Annotated in this window: 13 protein-coding genes and 1 pseudogene; 8 read left to right on the top strand and 6 right to left on the bottom strand. The window is 61.9% G+C overall.

What is annotated here, in order from left to right:
* The first annotated feature begins 80 nt into the window (after window positions 1-80).
* The 4 genes from LRS56_04345 to LRS56_04330 all read left to right on the top strand — a co-directional run bounded on the left by LRS56_04345 (window position 81) and on the right by LRS56_04330 (window position 2,131).
* Window positions 81-401: a hypothetical protein gene (locus tag LRS56_04345; GenBank protein WDU63771.1), complete on the top strand. Its 321-nt coding sequence runs from the start codon at window positions 81-83 to the stop codon at window positions 399-401.
* Window positions 402-476: 75 nt separating this feature from the next.
* Window positions 477-1,034 carry a Smr/MutS family protein gene (locus LRS56_04340; protein WDU63770.1) on the top strand — a complete coding sequence of 186 codons (558 nt, stop codon included), beginning with the start codon at window positions 477-479 and terminating at the stop codon, window positions 1,032-1,034.
* A 78-nt stretch (window positions 1,035-1,112) separates the two neighbouring features.
* Window positions 1,113-1,658, top strand: a complete 546-nt coding sequence (gene folE, locus LRS56_04335) for a GTP cyclohydrolase I FolE (protein ID WDU63769.1) — start codon at window positions 1,113-1,115, stop codon at window positions 1,656-1,658.
* Window positions 1,659-1,759: 101 nt separating this feature from the next.
* Window positions 1,760-2,131, top strand: a complete 372-nt coding sequence (locus LRS56_04330) for a glutathione S-transferase N-terminal domain-containing protein (protein ID WDU63768.1) — start codon at window positions 1,760-1,762, stop codon at window positions 2,129-2,131.
* Between the two features lie 63 nt (window positions 2,132-2,194).
* Here the strand turns inward: LRS56_04330 and LRS56_04325 are convergent, their stop codons facing one another.
* The 3 genes from LRS56_04325 to LRS56_04315 are packed head-to-tail and all read right to left on the bottom strand — an operon-like array spanning window position 2,195 to window position 5,119.
* On the bottom strand, window positions 2,195-2,503 hold the full coding sequence (locus LRS56_04325) for a hypothetical protein (GenBank protein ID WDU63767.1): 309 nt from the start codon (window positions 2,501-2,503) through the stop codon (window positions 2,195-2,197).
* Complete coding sequence (locus LRS56_04320; GenBank protein WDU63766.1) at window positions 2,500-3,825, bottom strand: DUF1446 domain-containing protein; 1,326 nt, start codon at window positions 3,823-3,825, stop codon at window positions 2,500-2,502. The genes LRS56_04325 and LRS56_04320 overlap by 4 nt, the downstream gene beginning before the upstream one ends.
* A gap of 1 nt (window position 3,826) precedes the next feature.
* Window positions 3,827-5,119, bottom strand: coding sequence for a citrate:proton symporter (locus LRS56_04315; GenBank protein ID WDU63765.1), 1,293 nt, complete (start codon window positions 5,117-5,119; stop codon window positions 3,827-3,829).
* Between the two features lie 130 nt (window positions 5,120-5,249).
* Between LRS56_04315 and LRS56_04310 the strand changes: the two are divergent.
* A pseudogene (locus LRS56_04310) lies at window positions 5,250-6,145 on the top strand (LysR family transcriptional regulator).
* A 102-nt stretch (window positions 6,146-6,247) separates the two neighbouring features.
* Here the strand turns inward: LRS56_04310 and LRS56_04305 are convergent.
* Window positions 6,248-6,850: a glutathione S-transferase family protein gene (locus tag LRS56_04305; protein ID WDU63764.1), complete on the bottom strand. Its 603-nt coding sequence runs from the start codon at window positions 6,848-6,850 to the stop codon at window positions 6,248-6,250.
* 10 nt (window positions 6,851-6,860) lie between these two features.
* A complete protein-coding gene (locus LRS56_04300; GenBank protein WDU63763.1) occupies window positions 6,861-8,027 on the bottom strand; it encodes a PLP-dependent aminotransferase family protein in 1,167 nt (388 codons plus the stop codon).
* Window positions 8,028-8,108: 81 nt separating this feature from the next.
* Between LRS56_04300 and LRS56_04295 the strand changes: the two genes are divergently transcribed.
* From LRS56_04295 to LRS56_04285, 3 genes are all read left to right on the top strand, one after another.
* A complete protein-coding gene (locus LRS56_04295) occupies window positions 8,109-8,543 on the top strand; it encodes a MarR family transcriptional regulator (GenBank protein ID WDU63762.1) in 435 nt (144 codons plus the stop codon).
* A 394-nt stretch (window positions 8,544-8,937) separates the two neighbouring features.
* Window positions 8,938-10,284: an NCS2 family permease gene (locus tag LRS56_04290; GenBank protein WDU63761.1), complete on the top strand. Its 1,347-nt coding sequence runs from the start codon at window positions 8,938-8,940 to the stop codon at window positions 10,282-10,284.
* A 15-nt stretch (window positions 10,285-10,299) separates the two neighbouring features.
* On the top strand, window positions 10,300-10,935 hold the full coding sequence (locus LRS56_04285; protein WDU63760.1) for a LysE family translocator: 636 nt from the start codon (window positions 10,300-10,302) through the stop codon (window positions 10,933-10,935).
* Here the strand turns inward: LRS56_04285 and LRS56_04280 are convergent.
* The gene (locus LRS56_04280; protein WDU63759.1) at window positions 10,922-16,117 is read right to left on the bottom strand and encodes a hypothetical protein; all 5,196 of its coding nucleotides are present in this window, start codon (window positions 16,115-16,117) and stop codon (window positions 10,922-10,924) included. The two genes, LRS56_04285 and LRS56_04280, sit on opposite strands and share 14 nt — an antisense overlap.
* Window positions 16,118-16,119 lie beyond the last annotated feature (2 nt).

The raw sequence follows: 16,119 nt of genomic DNA, 5'->3' as shown, positions 1-16,119 counted from the left end.
TTTGCTGCAATTGCCTCAGGTACAGGAACAACCTGTGTATCTTCCGGTCGAAGGGCCGATACCCTGGAGGAAAGGTCGGAATGAAGATATCCGATGGTTTTGATGCTCGTCGCTTGCGCCCCAAGGGCCCGAGCAACTGGCGTCTGCGCCTGGTAGCCGGCTTTGCCGCGTTGCTGGCGATTGTAGGTGTGCTGCTGGCCGGCGCAGGTGGCGCGGGCCTGTTTGGTCATTCGCCGGCCCTTGGCGAATTGAATGCCAGCCCTGGCGGTTCGGCTATCCTGGCGGTGATCGGGTTGTTGGTGCTGTGGCTGGGCGTGTGGCTGTGGCGTCGCAGCCGTAGGAAGATGCGTCAACCGCTGTCACTGAACATCGCCTCACACCTGATGAAAAAGCACGACTGATGGCGTTTGAATAGCGTTTCCTGCGCCCCGGCCGCCGCGATTTAGGTAAACTGCCCGCCCTTCGCGGAGGCTGACATGCAAGACGACGATTTTTCCCTGTTCAAAAACGAGCTGCGCGGCGTCAAGCCGATCAAGCACGACCGCGCCGACATCGGCAAACCCAAGACTGACCGGGCGCAGATCGCCAAACTGCGCCAGGCCGCGACCGTGCGTGCCGATGCCACCACCGTGGATGGTCTGTCGGACCAGTTCGTGATCGACGTCGGCCCGGAAGACGAGCTGATGTGGGCCCGCGATGGCGTGCAGGAAAGCCAGATGCGCAAGCTCAAGGTTGGCCAGATCCCGTTCGAAGGCAGCCTCGACCTGCACGGCATGAGCGTGGAAAAAGCCCGCGAAACCCTGTGGGCCTTTCTCGCCGAAGCCACCAAGTTCGAAATCCGCTGCGTACGCGTCACCCACGGCAAGGCCGTGCGGCTGGACGGCAAGCGCCCGATGATCAAAAGCCACGTCAACACCTGGCTGCGCCAGCATGCCCAGGTGCTCGGTTTTACCTCGTGCCAGGCCCGCCACGGCGGTGCGGGGGCGGTGTATGTGATGCTCAAGCGCACCATGATGGAGGGGCGCGACGAGTAACAAGTGCCATCGTCAGGCTTGCAGCGATGTGCCCGCCACCGTAACCTTGCGCTTTGCGAAAATCCCACAGGTAGTTTCATGTCCCTGGAACAGAATTACACGGCGATCCTCGGCCAACTCGGCGAGGACGTTTCCCGCGAGGGCCTGCTCGACACGCCAAAGCGTGCCGCCAAGGCGATGCAGTACCTTTGCCGCGGCTATGAACAGACACTCGAAGAAGTCACCAACGGTGCCTTGTTCAGCTCCGACAACAGCGAAATGGTGCTGGTCAAGGACATCGAGTTGTACTCGCTGTGCGAACACCACCTGCTGCCGTTTATCGGCAAGGCGCATGTTGCGTATATCCCGAGCGGCAAGGTGCTGGGCCTGTCGAAGGTTGCGCGGATTGTCGACATGTATGCGCGCCGCCTGCAGATCCAGGAAAACCTCAGCCGCCAGATCGCCGATGCCGTGATGCAAGTGACTGGCGCGCTGGGCGTGGCCGTGGTGATCGAGGCCAAGCACATGTGCATGATGATGCGCGGTGTGGAGAAACAGAATTCGTCGATGATCACGTCGGTGATGCTGGGTGAGTTCCGCGAAAACGCGGCGACCCGCAGCGAATTCCTCAGCCTGATCAAGTAAAAGGCTGCGTAAGAAAAAACCGGCGTTCATCGCCGGTTTTTTTTCGCCTGCAAAAATCAGGTAAGCTGCGGCCCCTTCTTCATGGGCAAGAGGTTTCAGCCATGTTCGTCAAAGCACTTCGAGTGGGCCTCGGCCACGTCATCATCGCGGGCGACTTCCTGACCCGCCCGCGCAAAAAGCAGCGCCCCGCCGAGCAACAGGCGCAGGTGAACGCCGCGGCCAAGGAACTGACGCTGTATCAATTCCACGCCTGCCCGTTCTGCGTGAAGACCCGCCGCACCCTGCACCGCCTGAATGTGCCGGTGGCGCTGAAGGACGCGAAGAACAACGAACAGGACCGCCAGACCCTGCTGGAGCAAGGCGGCAAGATCAAGGTGCCGTGCCTGCGTATCGAAGAAAATGGCCAGACCACCTGGATGTATGACTCCAAGGTGATCATCGATTATCTGGACAAGCGGTTTGCCGCGGTCTGACCCACACTGAAGAAACCCTGTGGGAGCTGGCTTGCCAGCTCCCACAGGGGTTTTGTGGTGTTGTTAAAGGTCGAGATCCAGCAGTGCCGAACCCAGACACTTGCCATGCGCATCCAGCGCCAGCGAACGCGTGACGCCGCCGCGCAAGATCCCCGGCAGCACAAAGTTCAGCGCCTGCACAGTCGGCAACGCATACCGGCGCACCGGCGCCGCGCCTGGTTCCAGCAAGCCGCTGAAAAACTCAGCCACGCGCTCAGCCGTGAGTTGCTCGCACAGTAATGGATAGTCCTCGGCGCGATAGGCAATGATCGAGATGTTCGAAGTGTCGCCCTTGTCCCCGGTGCGGGAATGGGCCAGCGTGTGCAGTTTCATGCTTCGATCCTCGGGTTGACCGCGCCACGGGGCAGCAGCAACGACGCCACCGCCACCACCTGACGCACACTTTTGCTGGCACCGCCGCCGCCCGACGGGCCGTTGGTGTAAAGCGTTTCCACTTCATTGCCGACCCGTACCGCCTCGCTGCGCACTTCACAGCGGGCCGCCACGCGCAGGCGCACTTCCCAGGGTTCGACCCGGCTGCGCGGGCCGTGGAGCGAATCCATGCCGATCAACTCGGCGCGCACGTCCTGCATCTTCACGCCCATCAACTCCAGACGCTTGAGTACGACATCCCGCGCCAGTTGTGCCCGTGCGACAGCGCCCGGACCACCGTAAGACATCTGCCCCTCGCCGATCCAGCCGTCCAGATAGCCGACGCTGACCTTCAATTGCTCGGGCCGCGCACGCCCATCGGCACCCTGGGCACGTACGCGGTCAACGCCCTCTTCGACAAACCCCACCCCGGAAAAATCGGCGGTGACATCCGGCGTGAGGTACGCCGCCGGATCATGCACTTCATAGATCAATTGTTCCGTGCAGGTGGCGCGGCTGACCCGTCCGCCGGTGCCGGCAACCTTGGTGATCAGCGCTTCGCCATCGGCATCGATTTCGGCCAAGGGGAAACCCAGGCGCGCCAAGTCATCCACATCCTTGAAACCGGGGTCGGCAAAATAACCGCCGCTGACTTGGCCGGCACATTCGAGCAAATGCCCGACCAACGTACCGCGCCCCAGGCGCGGCCAGTCATCCGCCGCCCAGCCGAACTCAAACATTTGCGGCGCGAGGAACAATGAAGGGTCCGCCACACGCCCGGTGATCACCACATCGGCGTCGGCGCGCAGGGCTTCAAGAATGCCGTCCACGCCCAAGTAGGCGTTCGCGGATATCAACCGCTCACCCAAGGAGCCGACAGTCTGGCCGTTATCCAGCATTTGCTCAGGCGCCAACGCCTCCAGGACATCATCGCCCAGCGCGGCCACGACCTTGAGGTTCAGGCCCAGCTCGGTGGCGATGCGCCGCACTTCAATCACCGCCGCCAGCGGGTTGGCCGCGCCCATATTGGTGATCACCCGCAGGCGGCGACGCCCTTCGTGCTGCCCGACATACGGCAGCACCCGGCGCATACGCTCGCTCAACAGCGGGTCGTAACCGCCTTGTGGATCGCTGATGCGTGCCTGTTGCGCCAAGGCAATGGTGCGTTCGGCCAGGCACTCGAAGACCAGGTAGTCGAGGTCGCCCTGTTCGGCCAGTTCCACGGCGGGTTCGATACGGTCACCGGAATAGCCGGCGCCGGAACCGATGCGCAAGGTTTTCATCTCAAATCACTCCCAGGAGCAACGCGGTCAGGGTCATCAACACCGACGCGGCAAACAGAAAAGGGATGGTGAAGCGCTGGTGATCGGCCAACTCGATCTTGCACAGGCCCACCAACAGGAAGGTCGCCGGGGTCAGCGGGCTCACGGGGAAGCCGGTGGTGTGCACGCCCAGCAACGACGCCTGGGCCACTTGCAGTGGGTCTACACCCAGCGCCTTGCCGACTTCGGCGATCACCGGCATCACGCCGAAATAGTAGGAATCGGGGTCAAACAGCATGCTCAGCGGCATGGAGATAAAGCCCACTACCGCCGGGATCAGCTTGCCGTGGCCGGCCGGAATCTGCGCCACCGCCACTTCGGCAATCGCCTTGAGCATGCCGGTGCCTTGCATGATCCCGGTGAACACGCCGGCGGCGAGCAGGATACTGGCCATGGTCAGCGCGGTCTTCGCATGGGCATCGATGCGTGCGCGCTGGGCGTCCACATTCGGGTAATTGATGCACAGCGCCAGCACGGTGCCGAGCATGAACATCACCACCGGGTCGACCCAGCCGGCGATCATTACCACCATCACCAGCACGGTCAGGATCAGGTTGACCCAGAACAGGCGCGGGCGGCGCAACTTGATGTCATCGTCGCTGAGCACCCGCTGCGGCACGGCATCGACCGTGGAGCCGGCACCGAGGCCCAGGCGTTTTTCTTCGCGATGGCCGAGCCACCAGGCACAGGCAAACACGAAAATCAGCCCTACGATCTGCACCGGAATCAGCGGCTGGAACAGGTCGGCCACCGGCACATGCAGCGCCGCCGACGAGCGCAGTACCGGCCCGGTCCACGGCAGGAAGTTGACCCCGGCGGCCATTGCACACACACAGGCGAGGATGCGTTTGTCGATCCCCAGCCGCGTGTACAGCGGCAGCATCGCTGGCACCGTCACCAGAAAGGTCACCGCGCCGGAGCCGTCCAGGTGCACCAACAAGGCCAGGGTCGCAGTGCCGACGACAATACGTGTAGGACGCGTCCCTACCGTGCGCAGGATGCGATCAATGATGGGGTCAAGCATGCCGGCGTCGGTCATGATCCCGAAAAACAGAATCGCGAACACAAACATGCCCACCACAGGGGCGACGTTCTTGATACCGGTAATGATGAAGGCACTGGTTTGCAGGCCGAACCCGCCGAGCAGCGCGGCGATGATCGGCAAGGCGATCAGGGCCACCAGTGGCGAGAGGCGTTTGCTCATGACGGCAGCGAGCAGGCACAGGATGGTGATGACACCCAGGGTAGCGAGCATGGGTTACTCCAGAGCGGCCTTTGCGGCCGGTTATTGTTTTACCCCGAGTATTGGAATCGCGTTACCCTTTGTAAATTGGAATGTTCAGCAATTCATATTCGTAAAAACAAAACGCTCGAGAAAAATAACAATGAAAAATTCGATCCAGCATATCCAGGCGTTTCTGGCCGTAGCCCGTACGGGCAGCTTTACCAAGGCCGCCAACGAGCTGCATCTGTCACCCTCGGCGCTGACGGTGCAGGTGCAACAACTGGAAGATTGGCTCGGCGTCGCCCTGCTCGACCGCAGCCCACGCCATGTGAGCATCACCGCTGCCGGCCAGGACGCACGCGGCCCGATGGAAAAACTGCTGCTGGATCTGGACAACATCGTCACCGGCTCCCGTGACCTGGCTGCCTTGCGCCGTGGCGTCGTGACCATCGCCGCCCTGCCCTCGGTCTGCGCCGGCACCCTCCCCCCGCCCTGCGCCTGTTTCGCGAGCGCTTTGCCGGCATCGAAGTGCGCCTGCATGACCTGGTCGCCCACCGTATTCATGCCCAGGTGCGCGCCGGCGAAGTGGATTTCGGCATCGGCGTACGGGCGCGGCTGAGCCATGGCCTGGAATTTGTACCGGTATTGAACGACCGACTGTGTGCCTTTGTGCCGCAAGGGCATCCCCTCACGCGTCATCGCCAACTGACCCTGGCGCAACTGGCGGACCAGCCGATCATCCTCACCGGGCGCGACAGCAGCGTGCGTGAGCAAGTGGATGCGTTATTTGATGAGACACGGCTGAGGATGAACGCGGGCATGGAGGCCAACTATATGTCGACAGTGCTCGCGCTGGTACGCCAGGGGTTGGGGATCAGTGTACTGCCGGAGTCGGCGGCGGACAGCCTGGAGGGGTTGAAGCGCATCCACATCGACCATCCGGGCGTGAACCGGGAGATCGGGTTGATCAGTCGTAGCGGGATGGGGCTAAGCCCGGCAGCACAACGCTGCTTCGAGCTATTGAACGAAGAATTATCAGGCACAGCATCAAGCTAAATGTGGGAGCTGGCTTGCCTGCGATGCAGACACCTCGGTTTATCTGTTTAACCGATTTGATGCTATCGCAGGCAAGCCAGCTCCTACAGTTGATCGAGTGAATCAGTCGAGCATCGCTACGTGTTTGGGATGGCTGGCGACGCGCTTGAGCCACGCCTGCACGCCCGGGTAGGCGTCCAGGTCAAAGCCGCCCTCATGGGCCACATGGGTGTAGGCGTACAAAGCCACATCGGCGATGGAGAACTGCTCGCCCACCAGATACGGCGTCAGTTGCAGCTGGCGTTCCATGACCTTGAGGGCCTTGTAGCCACCCTTGTGCAGCTTCTTGTATTCCTCCTGGCGATCTTCCGGCAGGCCCAGGTAAAACTGGATAAACCGCGCCACCGCAATGTACGGCTCGTGGCTGTACTGCTCGAAGAACTGCCACTGCAACACTTGCGTACGCAAACGCGGCTCGGCCGGCAAGAACTCGCTGCCATCGGCCAGGAAGTTGAGGATTGCGTTGGATTCCCACAGGCAGGTGCCGTCTTCAAGCTCCAGCACCGGGATCTTGCCGTTGGGGTTCTTGGCCAGGAACTCGGCGGTTTGGGTATCGCCCTTGAGGATATCGACATCAATCCATTGGTACGGGATGCCCAGCAGGTTGAGCATCAGTTTGACCTTGTAGCAATTGCCCGACTTGTAATCGCCATAAACCTTGTACATGGGGCTCCCCTTATGCCGCTTGCGCGTGCTGTGCTTGACGGACCACTGCGGCCAGCCGCTTGAGACCTTCGTCCAGACGGGACGGGTCGATATGGCTGAAATTCAGCCGCAGTGAGCCAAGATGCTGGTCCGGCTCGGAAAAGAACGGTTCACCGGGCATGAACGCGACGTCCTGATCGAGCGCAGGAGCCAACAAGGTGCGGGTGTCGAGCGGCTGTTTCAAGGTCAGCCAGAAGAATAATCCACCCTGGGGCACTTGCCAGTCGGCCAGGTCACTGAAGTGACGCGCCAGCGCCGCCTGGAAAGCATCGCGGCGCTCACGGTAGAAGCTGCGCAGTTCCACCAGGTGTTGCTGGTATTTTTGCGTGCCGATCCATTGCATCGCCTGCCACTGGCCGACGCGGTTGGTGTGCAGGTCCGCCGACTGCTTGAGTTTGAGCAGGTGCGGGAACAGGTCCGGGCTGGCAATCAGGTAACCCACGCGCAGGCCCGGCAACAGGGTCTTGGAGACGGTGCCGGTGTAGATCCAGCTGGCTTTTTTCAGGCGCCCGACGATGGGCTGCGCGCTGCCGCCGTCGAAGGTCAGCTCGCGGTAGGGCTCGTCTTCAATCAGGGTCACACCGAACTCATCCAGCAACGCGGCGACGGCCGCACGCTTGGCCTCGCTGTAGCGCACGGCCGAAGGGTTCTGGAACGTAGGGATCAGGTAGATGAACGCCGGACGATGGCGTTCGAGGTTGGCGCGCAGGCTGGCCAGGTCAGGGCCATCAGCCTCCAGTTGCACGGTGAGGCAGTCGGCGCCGAACAGTTGGAAAATCTGCAATGCGGCGAGGTAGGTCGGGCCTTCCAGCAGGATTTTCGTGCCCTTGTCGATATACAGTTTGGCCGCCAGGTCCAGGGTTTGCTGGGACCCGCTGACCACCAGCACCTGGCTGGCCTGGCAGGGCACTCCCAAGGCTCGCGCCTCGGCGGCAAGCAATTCACGCAACTGCGGTTCACCTTCGCTCATGCCGTATTGGCCGATGTTTAACGGCATGTCGTCCCAATTCAACGCCGGCAACATGGCTTCGGCGGGCAGGCCACCGGCGAACGACATCACTTCCGGGCGCTGAGCCGCCGCGAGGATTTCACGGATCAAGGAGCTTTTGAGGCGCGTAACACGTTCAGAGAAGGCCATAAGGTCACCGGTAGCGAAGCCTGTGGGAAATACGTCAAACTGCTTGACCGAAATTACGACAGCTTGAATGGATACGTCAACATGCTTGACCTTAAAAACCAAAGCAGCCAGCAACAAGCCATGGAAGCGTTCTTCTTCGGGTACCAGGCATTTACGGCCAAGGCCGACGAAATGCTCGAACGCCGCGGCCTGAGCCGGGTGCATCAGCGCATCGTGTTTTTTATTGCGCGCTACCCGGCCTTGAGCGTGAAGGAACTGCTGGAATTGCTCGGTGTGAGCAAGCAGGCGCTGAACATGCCGCTGCGCCAATTGCAGGAAATGCACCTGGTGAACAGCGTTGCGTCCGAGGCCGACAAGCGCAAACGCCTGCTGGAACTGACCGAAGAGGGGCTGCGCTTCGAGCAGTCGCTAAGGCGCGAACAGGTGAAGCTGTTGCAGCGCGCCTTCAGCGACGCCGGAGAACAAGCAGTGACAGGATGGCTGGCGGTCAATCAAGCACTTGCCGGCCAGCCTTGACCCTCGTAGTGGATAGGCTGGTCGTGCAAGCAGGCTTGTTGTGGCGAGCGGGCTTGCTGTGGCGAGCGGGCTTGCTGTGGCGAGCGGGCTTGCCCGCGTTGGACTGCGCAGCAGGCCCATTTTTTAGGGTCGCTACACGACCCAACGCGGGCAAGCCCGCTCGCCACAAAAGCGCGTCCATACAAAATTGCTCACCACCGAGTTAACCTTTCATCCCCTTCCATCCAAACAATCGAAAACATTATTTGCTTTATTTGTATACAAAAGCATAATTCGCTTCGTGCGAGTTCCTGACCTATTGGTCAACAAAAACCCGCCAGTACCTCAAAGCGCCGCTGCCCACACCTGTGTCCGGCGCTGGAAATAACAATAAAACTCTTGAGGAGTACTCGCTGTGGAAAGCCGCAAATCCGAAGCCCCAACGCTCGACCTTGCCCCCTCACAGAACGGCTGGCTGGAACGCCTGTTCAAACTGCGCCTGCATGGCACCACAGTGAAGACCGAGCTGATCGCCGGCCTCACCACCTTTATCACCATGGCTTACATCATCTTCGTCAACCCGAACATCATGGCCGACGCCGGCATCGATCACGGCGCGGCGTTTGTCGCCACCTGCATCGCCGCCGCGCTGGGTTGCCTGTTGATGGGCCTCTACGCCAACTGGCCGGTAGGACTCGCGCCAGGCATGGGCCTCAACGCATTTTTTACCTACACCGTGGTCGGCACCATGGGCTACCACTGGGAGACCGCGCTGGGTGCGGTGTTTATTTCCGGGGTGCTGTTCATGGGCCTCACGCTCTCACGGGTGCGTGAATGGCTGCTCAACAGCATTCCGGTGAGCCTGCGCCATGCCATGGGCGCCGGTGTCGGTTTGTTTCTGGGGGTGATCGGCCTGAAAACCGCCGGCATCATCGTCGACAGCCCGGCCACCCTGATCAAGCTCGGTTCGCTGCATGAGCCCGCGCCGCTGCTGGCGGCGGTGTGCTTCCTGTTGATCGCGATCCTCAGCTACCACCGGGTGTTCGGCGCAATCCTGATCAGCATCATCGCCGTGACGCTGGCCGGCTGGAGCCTGGACCTGGTGCACTACAACGGCATCCTTTCGACCCCACCAAGCCTGGCACCGACCTGGATGGCGATGGACATCAAGGGTGTATTCAATGTCAGCATGATCAGCGTGGTATTTGCCTTTCTGTTTGTGCACATGTTTGATACTGCCGGTACACTGATGGGCGTTGCACAACGCGCCGGGCTGGTGAATGCCGACGGCAAGATCGATAACCTGTCCCGCGCCCTGAAGGCGGACAGCGCCTCCAGTGTGTTCGGCGCCATGGTCGGTGTGCCGCCAGTGACCAGCTACGTAGAAAGCGCCGCCGGTGTGGCTGCCGGTGGCCGTACCGGGCTGACGGCGGTGACCGTGGGCGTGCTGTTTGTGGCGGCGATGTTTTTTGCACCGCTGGCCGGCATGATCCCGGCCTATGCCACGGCGGGTGCGCTGATTTACGTGGCGATGCTGATGATGGCGAGCATGGCTCACATCAATTGGGATGAAGCGACCGACAGCATCCCGGCGATCGTCACCGCGATCATGATGCCGCTGACCTTCTCGGTCGCCGACGGTATCGCCCTGGGCTTTATCACTTACGTGGCGCTCAAGGCCGGCACCGGCAAGTACCGCGAGATTTCCGTGAGCCTGTGGGTGTTGTGCGCGATCTTTATCGCCAAGTTCGTCTTTCTATAAAAAAAGGAGCAAGCAATGAGTCTGGAAACCTGGCTGCTGTTCAGCGGCGCTGCGCTGGTGGTGATCCTGATCCCGGGGCCGCTGTCGTTGCTGATGATCAGCAACAGCCTGAACTACGGCCTGCGCCGCTCGTACCCGGCGTTTCTCGGTGGGGTGATCGCCTCGATCTGCCTGTTGAGTGCGTCGGCCCTGGGCCTGGGCGCATTGCTGCTCGCTTCGGAGCAACTGTTCAGTGCACTGAAGATCGTCGGCGCGCTGTACCTGTTCTACCTCGCCTGGCAAAGCTGGCAACAGTCGCTGCAACCGGCCCACGGCGCCGACGTGCCGCAGGTGACCAGCACGCCACGCTTTCGTGCGCTGTTTGGCCGGGCCTTTGTGCTGGGCGCCAGCAACCCGAAAGACATCCTGTTTTTCGCCGCCTTCCTGCCGCAGTTTCTAAGTGCCGAACAGGCATTTTTACCGCAGTTGCTGATCATGATCGCGACCTGGACCGTGCTCGACCTGCTGTGCAAGCTGGCCTATGGCCTTGGGGCCCATGGTGCGGCGCGGTACCTGCGCAGCGGCAGCGGGCAAAGCTGGTTCAACCGCATCAGCGCCGCCCTGTTCGGCTGCGCCGGCGCGGTCTCGCTGCTCAAGGCTAGAGTCGGTTGACCCTGGCAAAGTAAACGCTGGGTGGGACATTGCCGTGGGTGGGCCATTGAATACCGGCGGCGATCGGTACCAGGCGCTGTTCCTCCATAGCACTTCTGACGCGTGCGGATAAGGCCGAAGCACTACCTGCATGGGCGACTGTATTCAGCCAGTTATCCGTGAGTCGCGTTTTCAACTGGACGGTCCCGCGCCCGATCCACTGATAGACCATGTAGTACAGCCTGTTCGAACGGGGGTGGGTCACCACCCATTCCCGCGTGGATTTCCTGCCACGTCGCATGCTCAATTCCTCGACATTGAAGCCCTGCTGTTCCAGCACCGTCCGGATCGCCACACGCTGCGCGGTGTTTCTCTCTGCCGAAACCCGTACACCACCAGATCGCAGTCTGGGGTCCAATGCAACGGGCGGGCTGAAGTCGACACGCGTGAAGCCGGGTGCCTTGCCTTCAAAACCGATGTAGAGGGTATTCAGGCCCCTGTCGCTGGGCCGAAGCATCGCCAGCAAGTCATCGGTCTGGCCAAGCCTGACCGGATCAGGGGTCAGCCATCGGTCCAGGGTCGCACGCAGATTCAGCAGATGGCTGGCGGTTACCGAGCGGGCAGAGTCGGACAATTCAATTAATCGTGCGACTGCAAACTCGCGGCTCTTTCGCGTCATGCCAGGGAAAGCCCGTCCCACCAGCGGCTCCAACGGCCCCTCGAACAGCGGAGCATGGAGCTGCCAAGCACCTGCTGTAGTACGAGAGGTCGGAATCGGTTGTTCATGAAGGTCGGTGGTTGTCCAACGCCCAATATCCACCTGAGCTTTTGATACCAGCGGCCGGTCCGGGGCGATAAACGCGATGTCGCCCAACGGCGCGTGGTCGCCCTGGTGAAGCAACCGGTAGTAGCCCGCCGCAGATTGCGCCGGGGTGTCATACGTGCCACCCACGTAGATGACATCGTAGGGAAACCCCGGCGGGTCCAGATGAACATGGCATATCCCGGAAGCTCCGGGGCCAAACGGCTGGTTTTCAGGAACCCGAGTGCGCCAACTGAACCAGTTATTGCCCTGTACCGATGACTGCTGAATCCGCCTGTACGTCGCCGCACGCTCGACGGAGGGCTGCCAGCCCGCTGGCTGCAAAGGCACCGGCTGCGGCCGGACTGCCCGCGAGCTCGGGCCGGCCACCGGCGCATCCGCGCCTAACTGCCAGTCCGTAGGCTCATGGATCGTCAGGATCAACTCATCCGTACCCGGCGCCTCTTTGTTCTTCAAGCGCAAAAAGCGTTCGTCGCCTCGCCGGTAAACCGGGTAGTGGTGGGTATCATCCACAATGAAGCGCTCGCCGTTCTTCACGTAGACCCCTCTTTCGCCCGGCCCCCTCAACGCCACGGCGTCGCGAGGCAACCCCTGAACCTTGAACCGCTGCAGAGGTGTGAGCCGCGCAGCCGGCGATGGCGACGGGGACAGCAGAGAAAACCGGCCAACCTGCGCAACGGTTGAATGATGAATGCGATTCAAACCCCTCACCATCAAATCCGTCCTGGGGCGCGGTAACGTTCCCGCCTTGAGTTTGGGGCCAGGCGCAAAACTCAGCAAAAGGTCCACCGCCAGAAATATCACCCCAAAGGCCACGTTCACCGCATCGCGAGGGTCGCCATAGCGGTGATAACGCCGGGCGGCGAGCAGCAATTCATACACCTGATTACCCAAGCCGAAAAACGGCACGAACATCGCCAGAATGGCGCGCAGGCGGGTATCACTCTGCTCGCCCAGGCGTTGTTCACGGTACTTCTCCAGGGTCCTGCCAGAGTTACTGCCGGCCTGCGCCTGATGCTGCAGATCGAGCACCCGCGCCCGATACAACAGGGCCATGGCATCGTCGTGGGAAGTGGGCACCAGGGCCAACCAGTTCAGCGCGTCATGGGCAACCTGCTCATGGATCTGCTGTTCAATGCTGTCGACCAGCGCTGTGGGTATCAAGTGCTTGACCGCAAATGAACGCACGAACTCAACGCCGTGCCAGGCCCCCTGCACCAATGCCGAGCCGGGGAGCAATGAAAACGCCTCGAAGCGCTGATCCCTGCGCGCGTCACCTGGGTGATGGGTGATGGCTTCGAACGCCCACCCCGGCGCGACGTGCCGGGCCAGTGCCTTGACCGTGCCGGGTAGCGCCCAACTGCGGTTCACATGCTCCCGTGCCAGTTGCAGGCTGGCGTATTCACTAAGGTTGGCGGCCCCCGAAGCGGTGGGCCAGTAGACCACGCAGTGCTGGGACCGCAGGTCGTGAATCACCAGGACGCCGGCGATATAACGGTCATGCTGCAGCGTGTGGCCCACCAGATGCACCACCAGCAGTTGCACTTGCTGAGCCAGCCCATGCAACCCTGCCATTGCCAAACTGAATAGACGTTTCCCATCTGCCGAGAGCCCTTGTTGAACCGCCGAATACAGATCAGCCTCGGCACCCGCCTGCAAAGCGCGCCGCAACAGTTGCGGGACACGGGCGTCGTCAGCGCTCGCGGGCGGGTAAAAAACGCCGTCGATCAATGCCTCGTAGCGTCCGCCGATATCCAGCGAGGACACCATGGTGATCAAGTAATGTGGCGTCAGCTGCGGCTGCCAGGCCGGGATCAGGTAACGGGCGTACCTGAAACGCCACCAGGTGGGCATCATCTGCGGGTCCAGGTTCTGCAACGCCAGTTGCAGCAGGCTCAAGCATGTACGCGCCGCACTGGGGCTGAGGACTTCGCCACGCTCGCCCACCACACACGTGCTTTCCCAGGCACAGAACCGCCCATCGACGTGGTCCGGCAATTCGATGAAGGGTGTGTCGATGTCCAGTTGCAGGCCGTCTTCGCGCAACCGGGCAACCAGCACATGGCGGGCGTAGGCATGCAGGTCAGGCAAGCGTTGCGTGAGGAGCTCTTCAAAGGCAAACGCGCTGCCCAGGTAGTGGCGCTGCAAGTGCCTGAAGCGGTTACGCTGGGTCACGCTGGCATCGGCCAGCCAGCTCGGCAGTCGGTGTTTTGCGCTCGCGGCTTTGCGCACCAGTTCGACATGCGCCCGTGCCTGAGCCCGAGCGGCGTTGGCGGGCGCATTCAGGTGTTCATCCAATTCCACCGCCAGAAGCAGTCGGCTCAATGGGGTGTCATGGGTTTCACTGAAAACGTGCGCACTGCCGTCAAGCCGCTTCTGCTGGACCAGGTACCCCTTGAGTAGCCGCTTGAATGCCAACGCCAGCGGGTTGCCCTCAATGGGTTCATACCGCAGCGCCAGGGTTCGGCCGGCCACCTGTTCCGCGACCGTTGCGCGGTGTTCGCGCTCGACATAGCGCCACAGTACCGAGCCATCGCGGGCGCCGAGGCTGGCCTGGATGCCACGGGATAACGCCCCAAGCCTGGCAAACTCGAGCACCCCGCCCTCCCGTCCGAACGCACACAGCACCACCGGCACGCGCCGTTCCGGCTCGCCCAGCGCGGCGGTGCGGGTGATCGCAAACAGGCTGTGCAAAGGATGCATGGCAATGCCTTCGCCCCCCACCAGCACCGACAGAACGCAGGTTTCACTGCCCCCGCGTTTACTCGCCAGGGGCGTGTCCAGCACCTCGACCAGTAGGTCCCGATGGGCTGTCGAGATCAGCTTGAGTAGATGCTGCAACTGGGTTTCGCTGCGCAGCAGCTCGGCCCAGCTGTGGACGAGCATAACCAGGCGATTACGCTCACCTGTGGGGCGCGCCTTCCAGAACGCCGTCTCGAACAGTGTGAGTGGCGCGCCCTGCAGCAGCCTGCGCAAGGTGTTTGTCTGCTCCTTGAACCGCTCCTCAAGGGTAATGAAATCCTGCCAGCCTTGGGTATCTGCACCGGGGTCCTGCGAGTCCAGCAGCGTCATCAGGCCTTTTTCATAGCGCTTGACCTGTTGCAGCGCCGTTTGCACGGGCAACTCCGGTGCGCAACTGGCAAACATAATGTGCTTGTGCCGCCGCTGCTGATCCCATTCCTGCACTTCATGGCGAATGCTCCCCAGGCGCGCCTTGCCTGCCCAGTGGTGCCTGGCGCGTTCGATGTAAGTCAGAAAACGTGTAGGGTTCTCCACAGCAGGCTGGCGCCTGTCGGAATAGACCTGCGCAAGATTGATCGACACCGCGCAGGCCAGCTCGTTGTCCCATTGCCCCTCCAACACTGCCAGTGCACTGCTCTCCAAAGCATCGCCCTGCAGGGCGCAACTACGCCCCACCGCAAGGTTGGCGCTGGCAGTCCCGACCTCGGGCCGGCACACCTCATGCCGGCGGCGCAGCGGCAGGCACTGCCACAGGTTGTCGAACAAGGTGCCATTGATCAGCCCCGCCAATCCACATTGCAACTGGTCGAAGGACGGGTACTCGTAGTAATTACGCTGCACACCCGGCAGGTAGATCACATGAGGCGCACCTGGCGGCTCACCCTCACGATAAAGATGCAGGGCGCCGGGGATCGCCATCAATCGCGGCCCCACCCCCGGCCAGAACAACTTGCACACCTGCAGGCTGGCCCATTGCGCCCCGGCGTGCTGGCGGGCCTGCGCCGTCGGAGCGTCCACCAGGGCCTGGACCATTTCCAAGCCTGCAGTCGACAGCTCATCCAATTGCCGCGCCACAAAGGCCTGGTCGGCGAACAGCTGTGCGTGCAATTGCACCCAGCGCTCAGTGCGTTTCAGCCAGGAGCACGGCACCAGTGCCTGCCAATAGTCCCTGCGCGCCTGGGCCAGCCGCCCGAACAGATTGAGCGCAATCACCCGTCGCAATGCCTCCAGCGGCGTGAAAGGCAAGCGTCGCACGGGGTCGCCCTTGAGGCTGACGGCCGTAAAATGATTGAGATTGATCGGCAACGACGGCAGCACCAGCAGCTGCAATGCGCGGTCGGTCAAGGTGTCGACTTTGCGCGCGACTGCCGGCGGCTTGGGTTCGGTAAAGAGCACGCTGTCCGGGTCCAACTCGAAAGCCTTGCGTAACTCGGCACGGATCACCCGCAGGATCCTGGGCGCCTTGGAAATCAGGCGCAACCGATGGTGGGCCGCGTCGGCACAACGCAGGTCGGCAGCCGTGAGCCGATTGATCAAGAGGCTGGGCTGGGGGCTGCTGTCGATCCGCTGCGTCAGCTGAATACGCATGGACTGCAACGCATCGTCGTCAGACGCATCGGGGTCGGTAGGTAAGGTCACGG

The sequence above is a fragment of the Pseudomonas poae genome, from assembly GCA_028869255.1.
In the GTDB taxonomy this organism is placed as follows: Bacteria; Pseudomonadota; Gammaproteobacteria; order Pseudomonadales; family Pseudomonadaceae; genus Aquipseudomonas; species Aquipseudomonas poae_C.
Note: the sequence above shows the minus strand (reverse complement) of the source record. Positions and strands in the feature narration are given on the sequence as shown.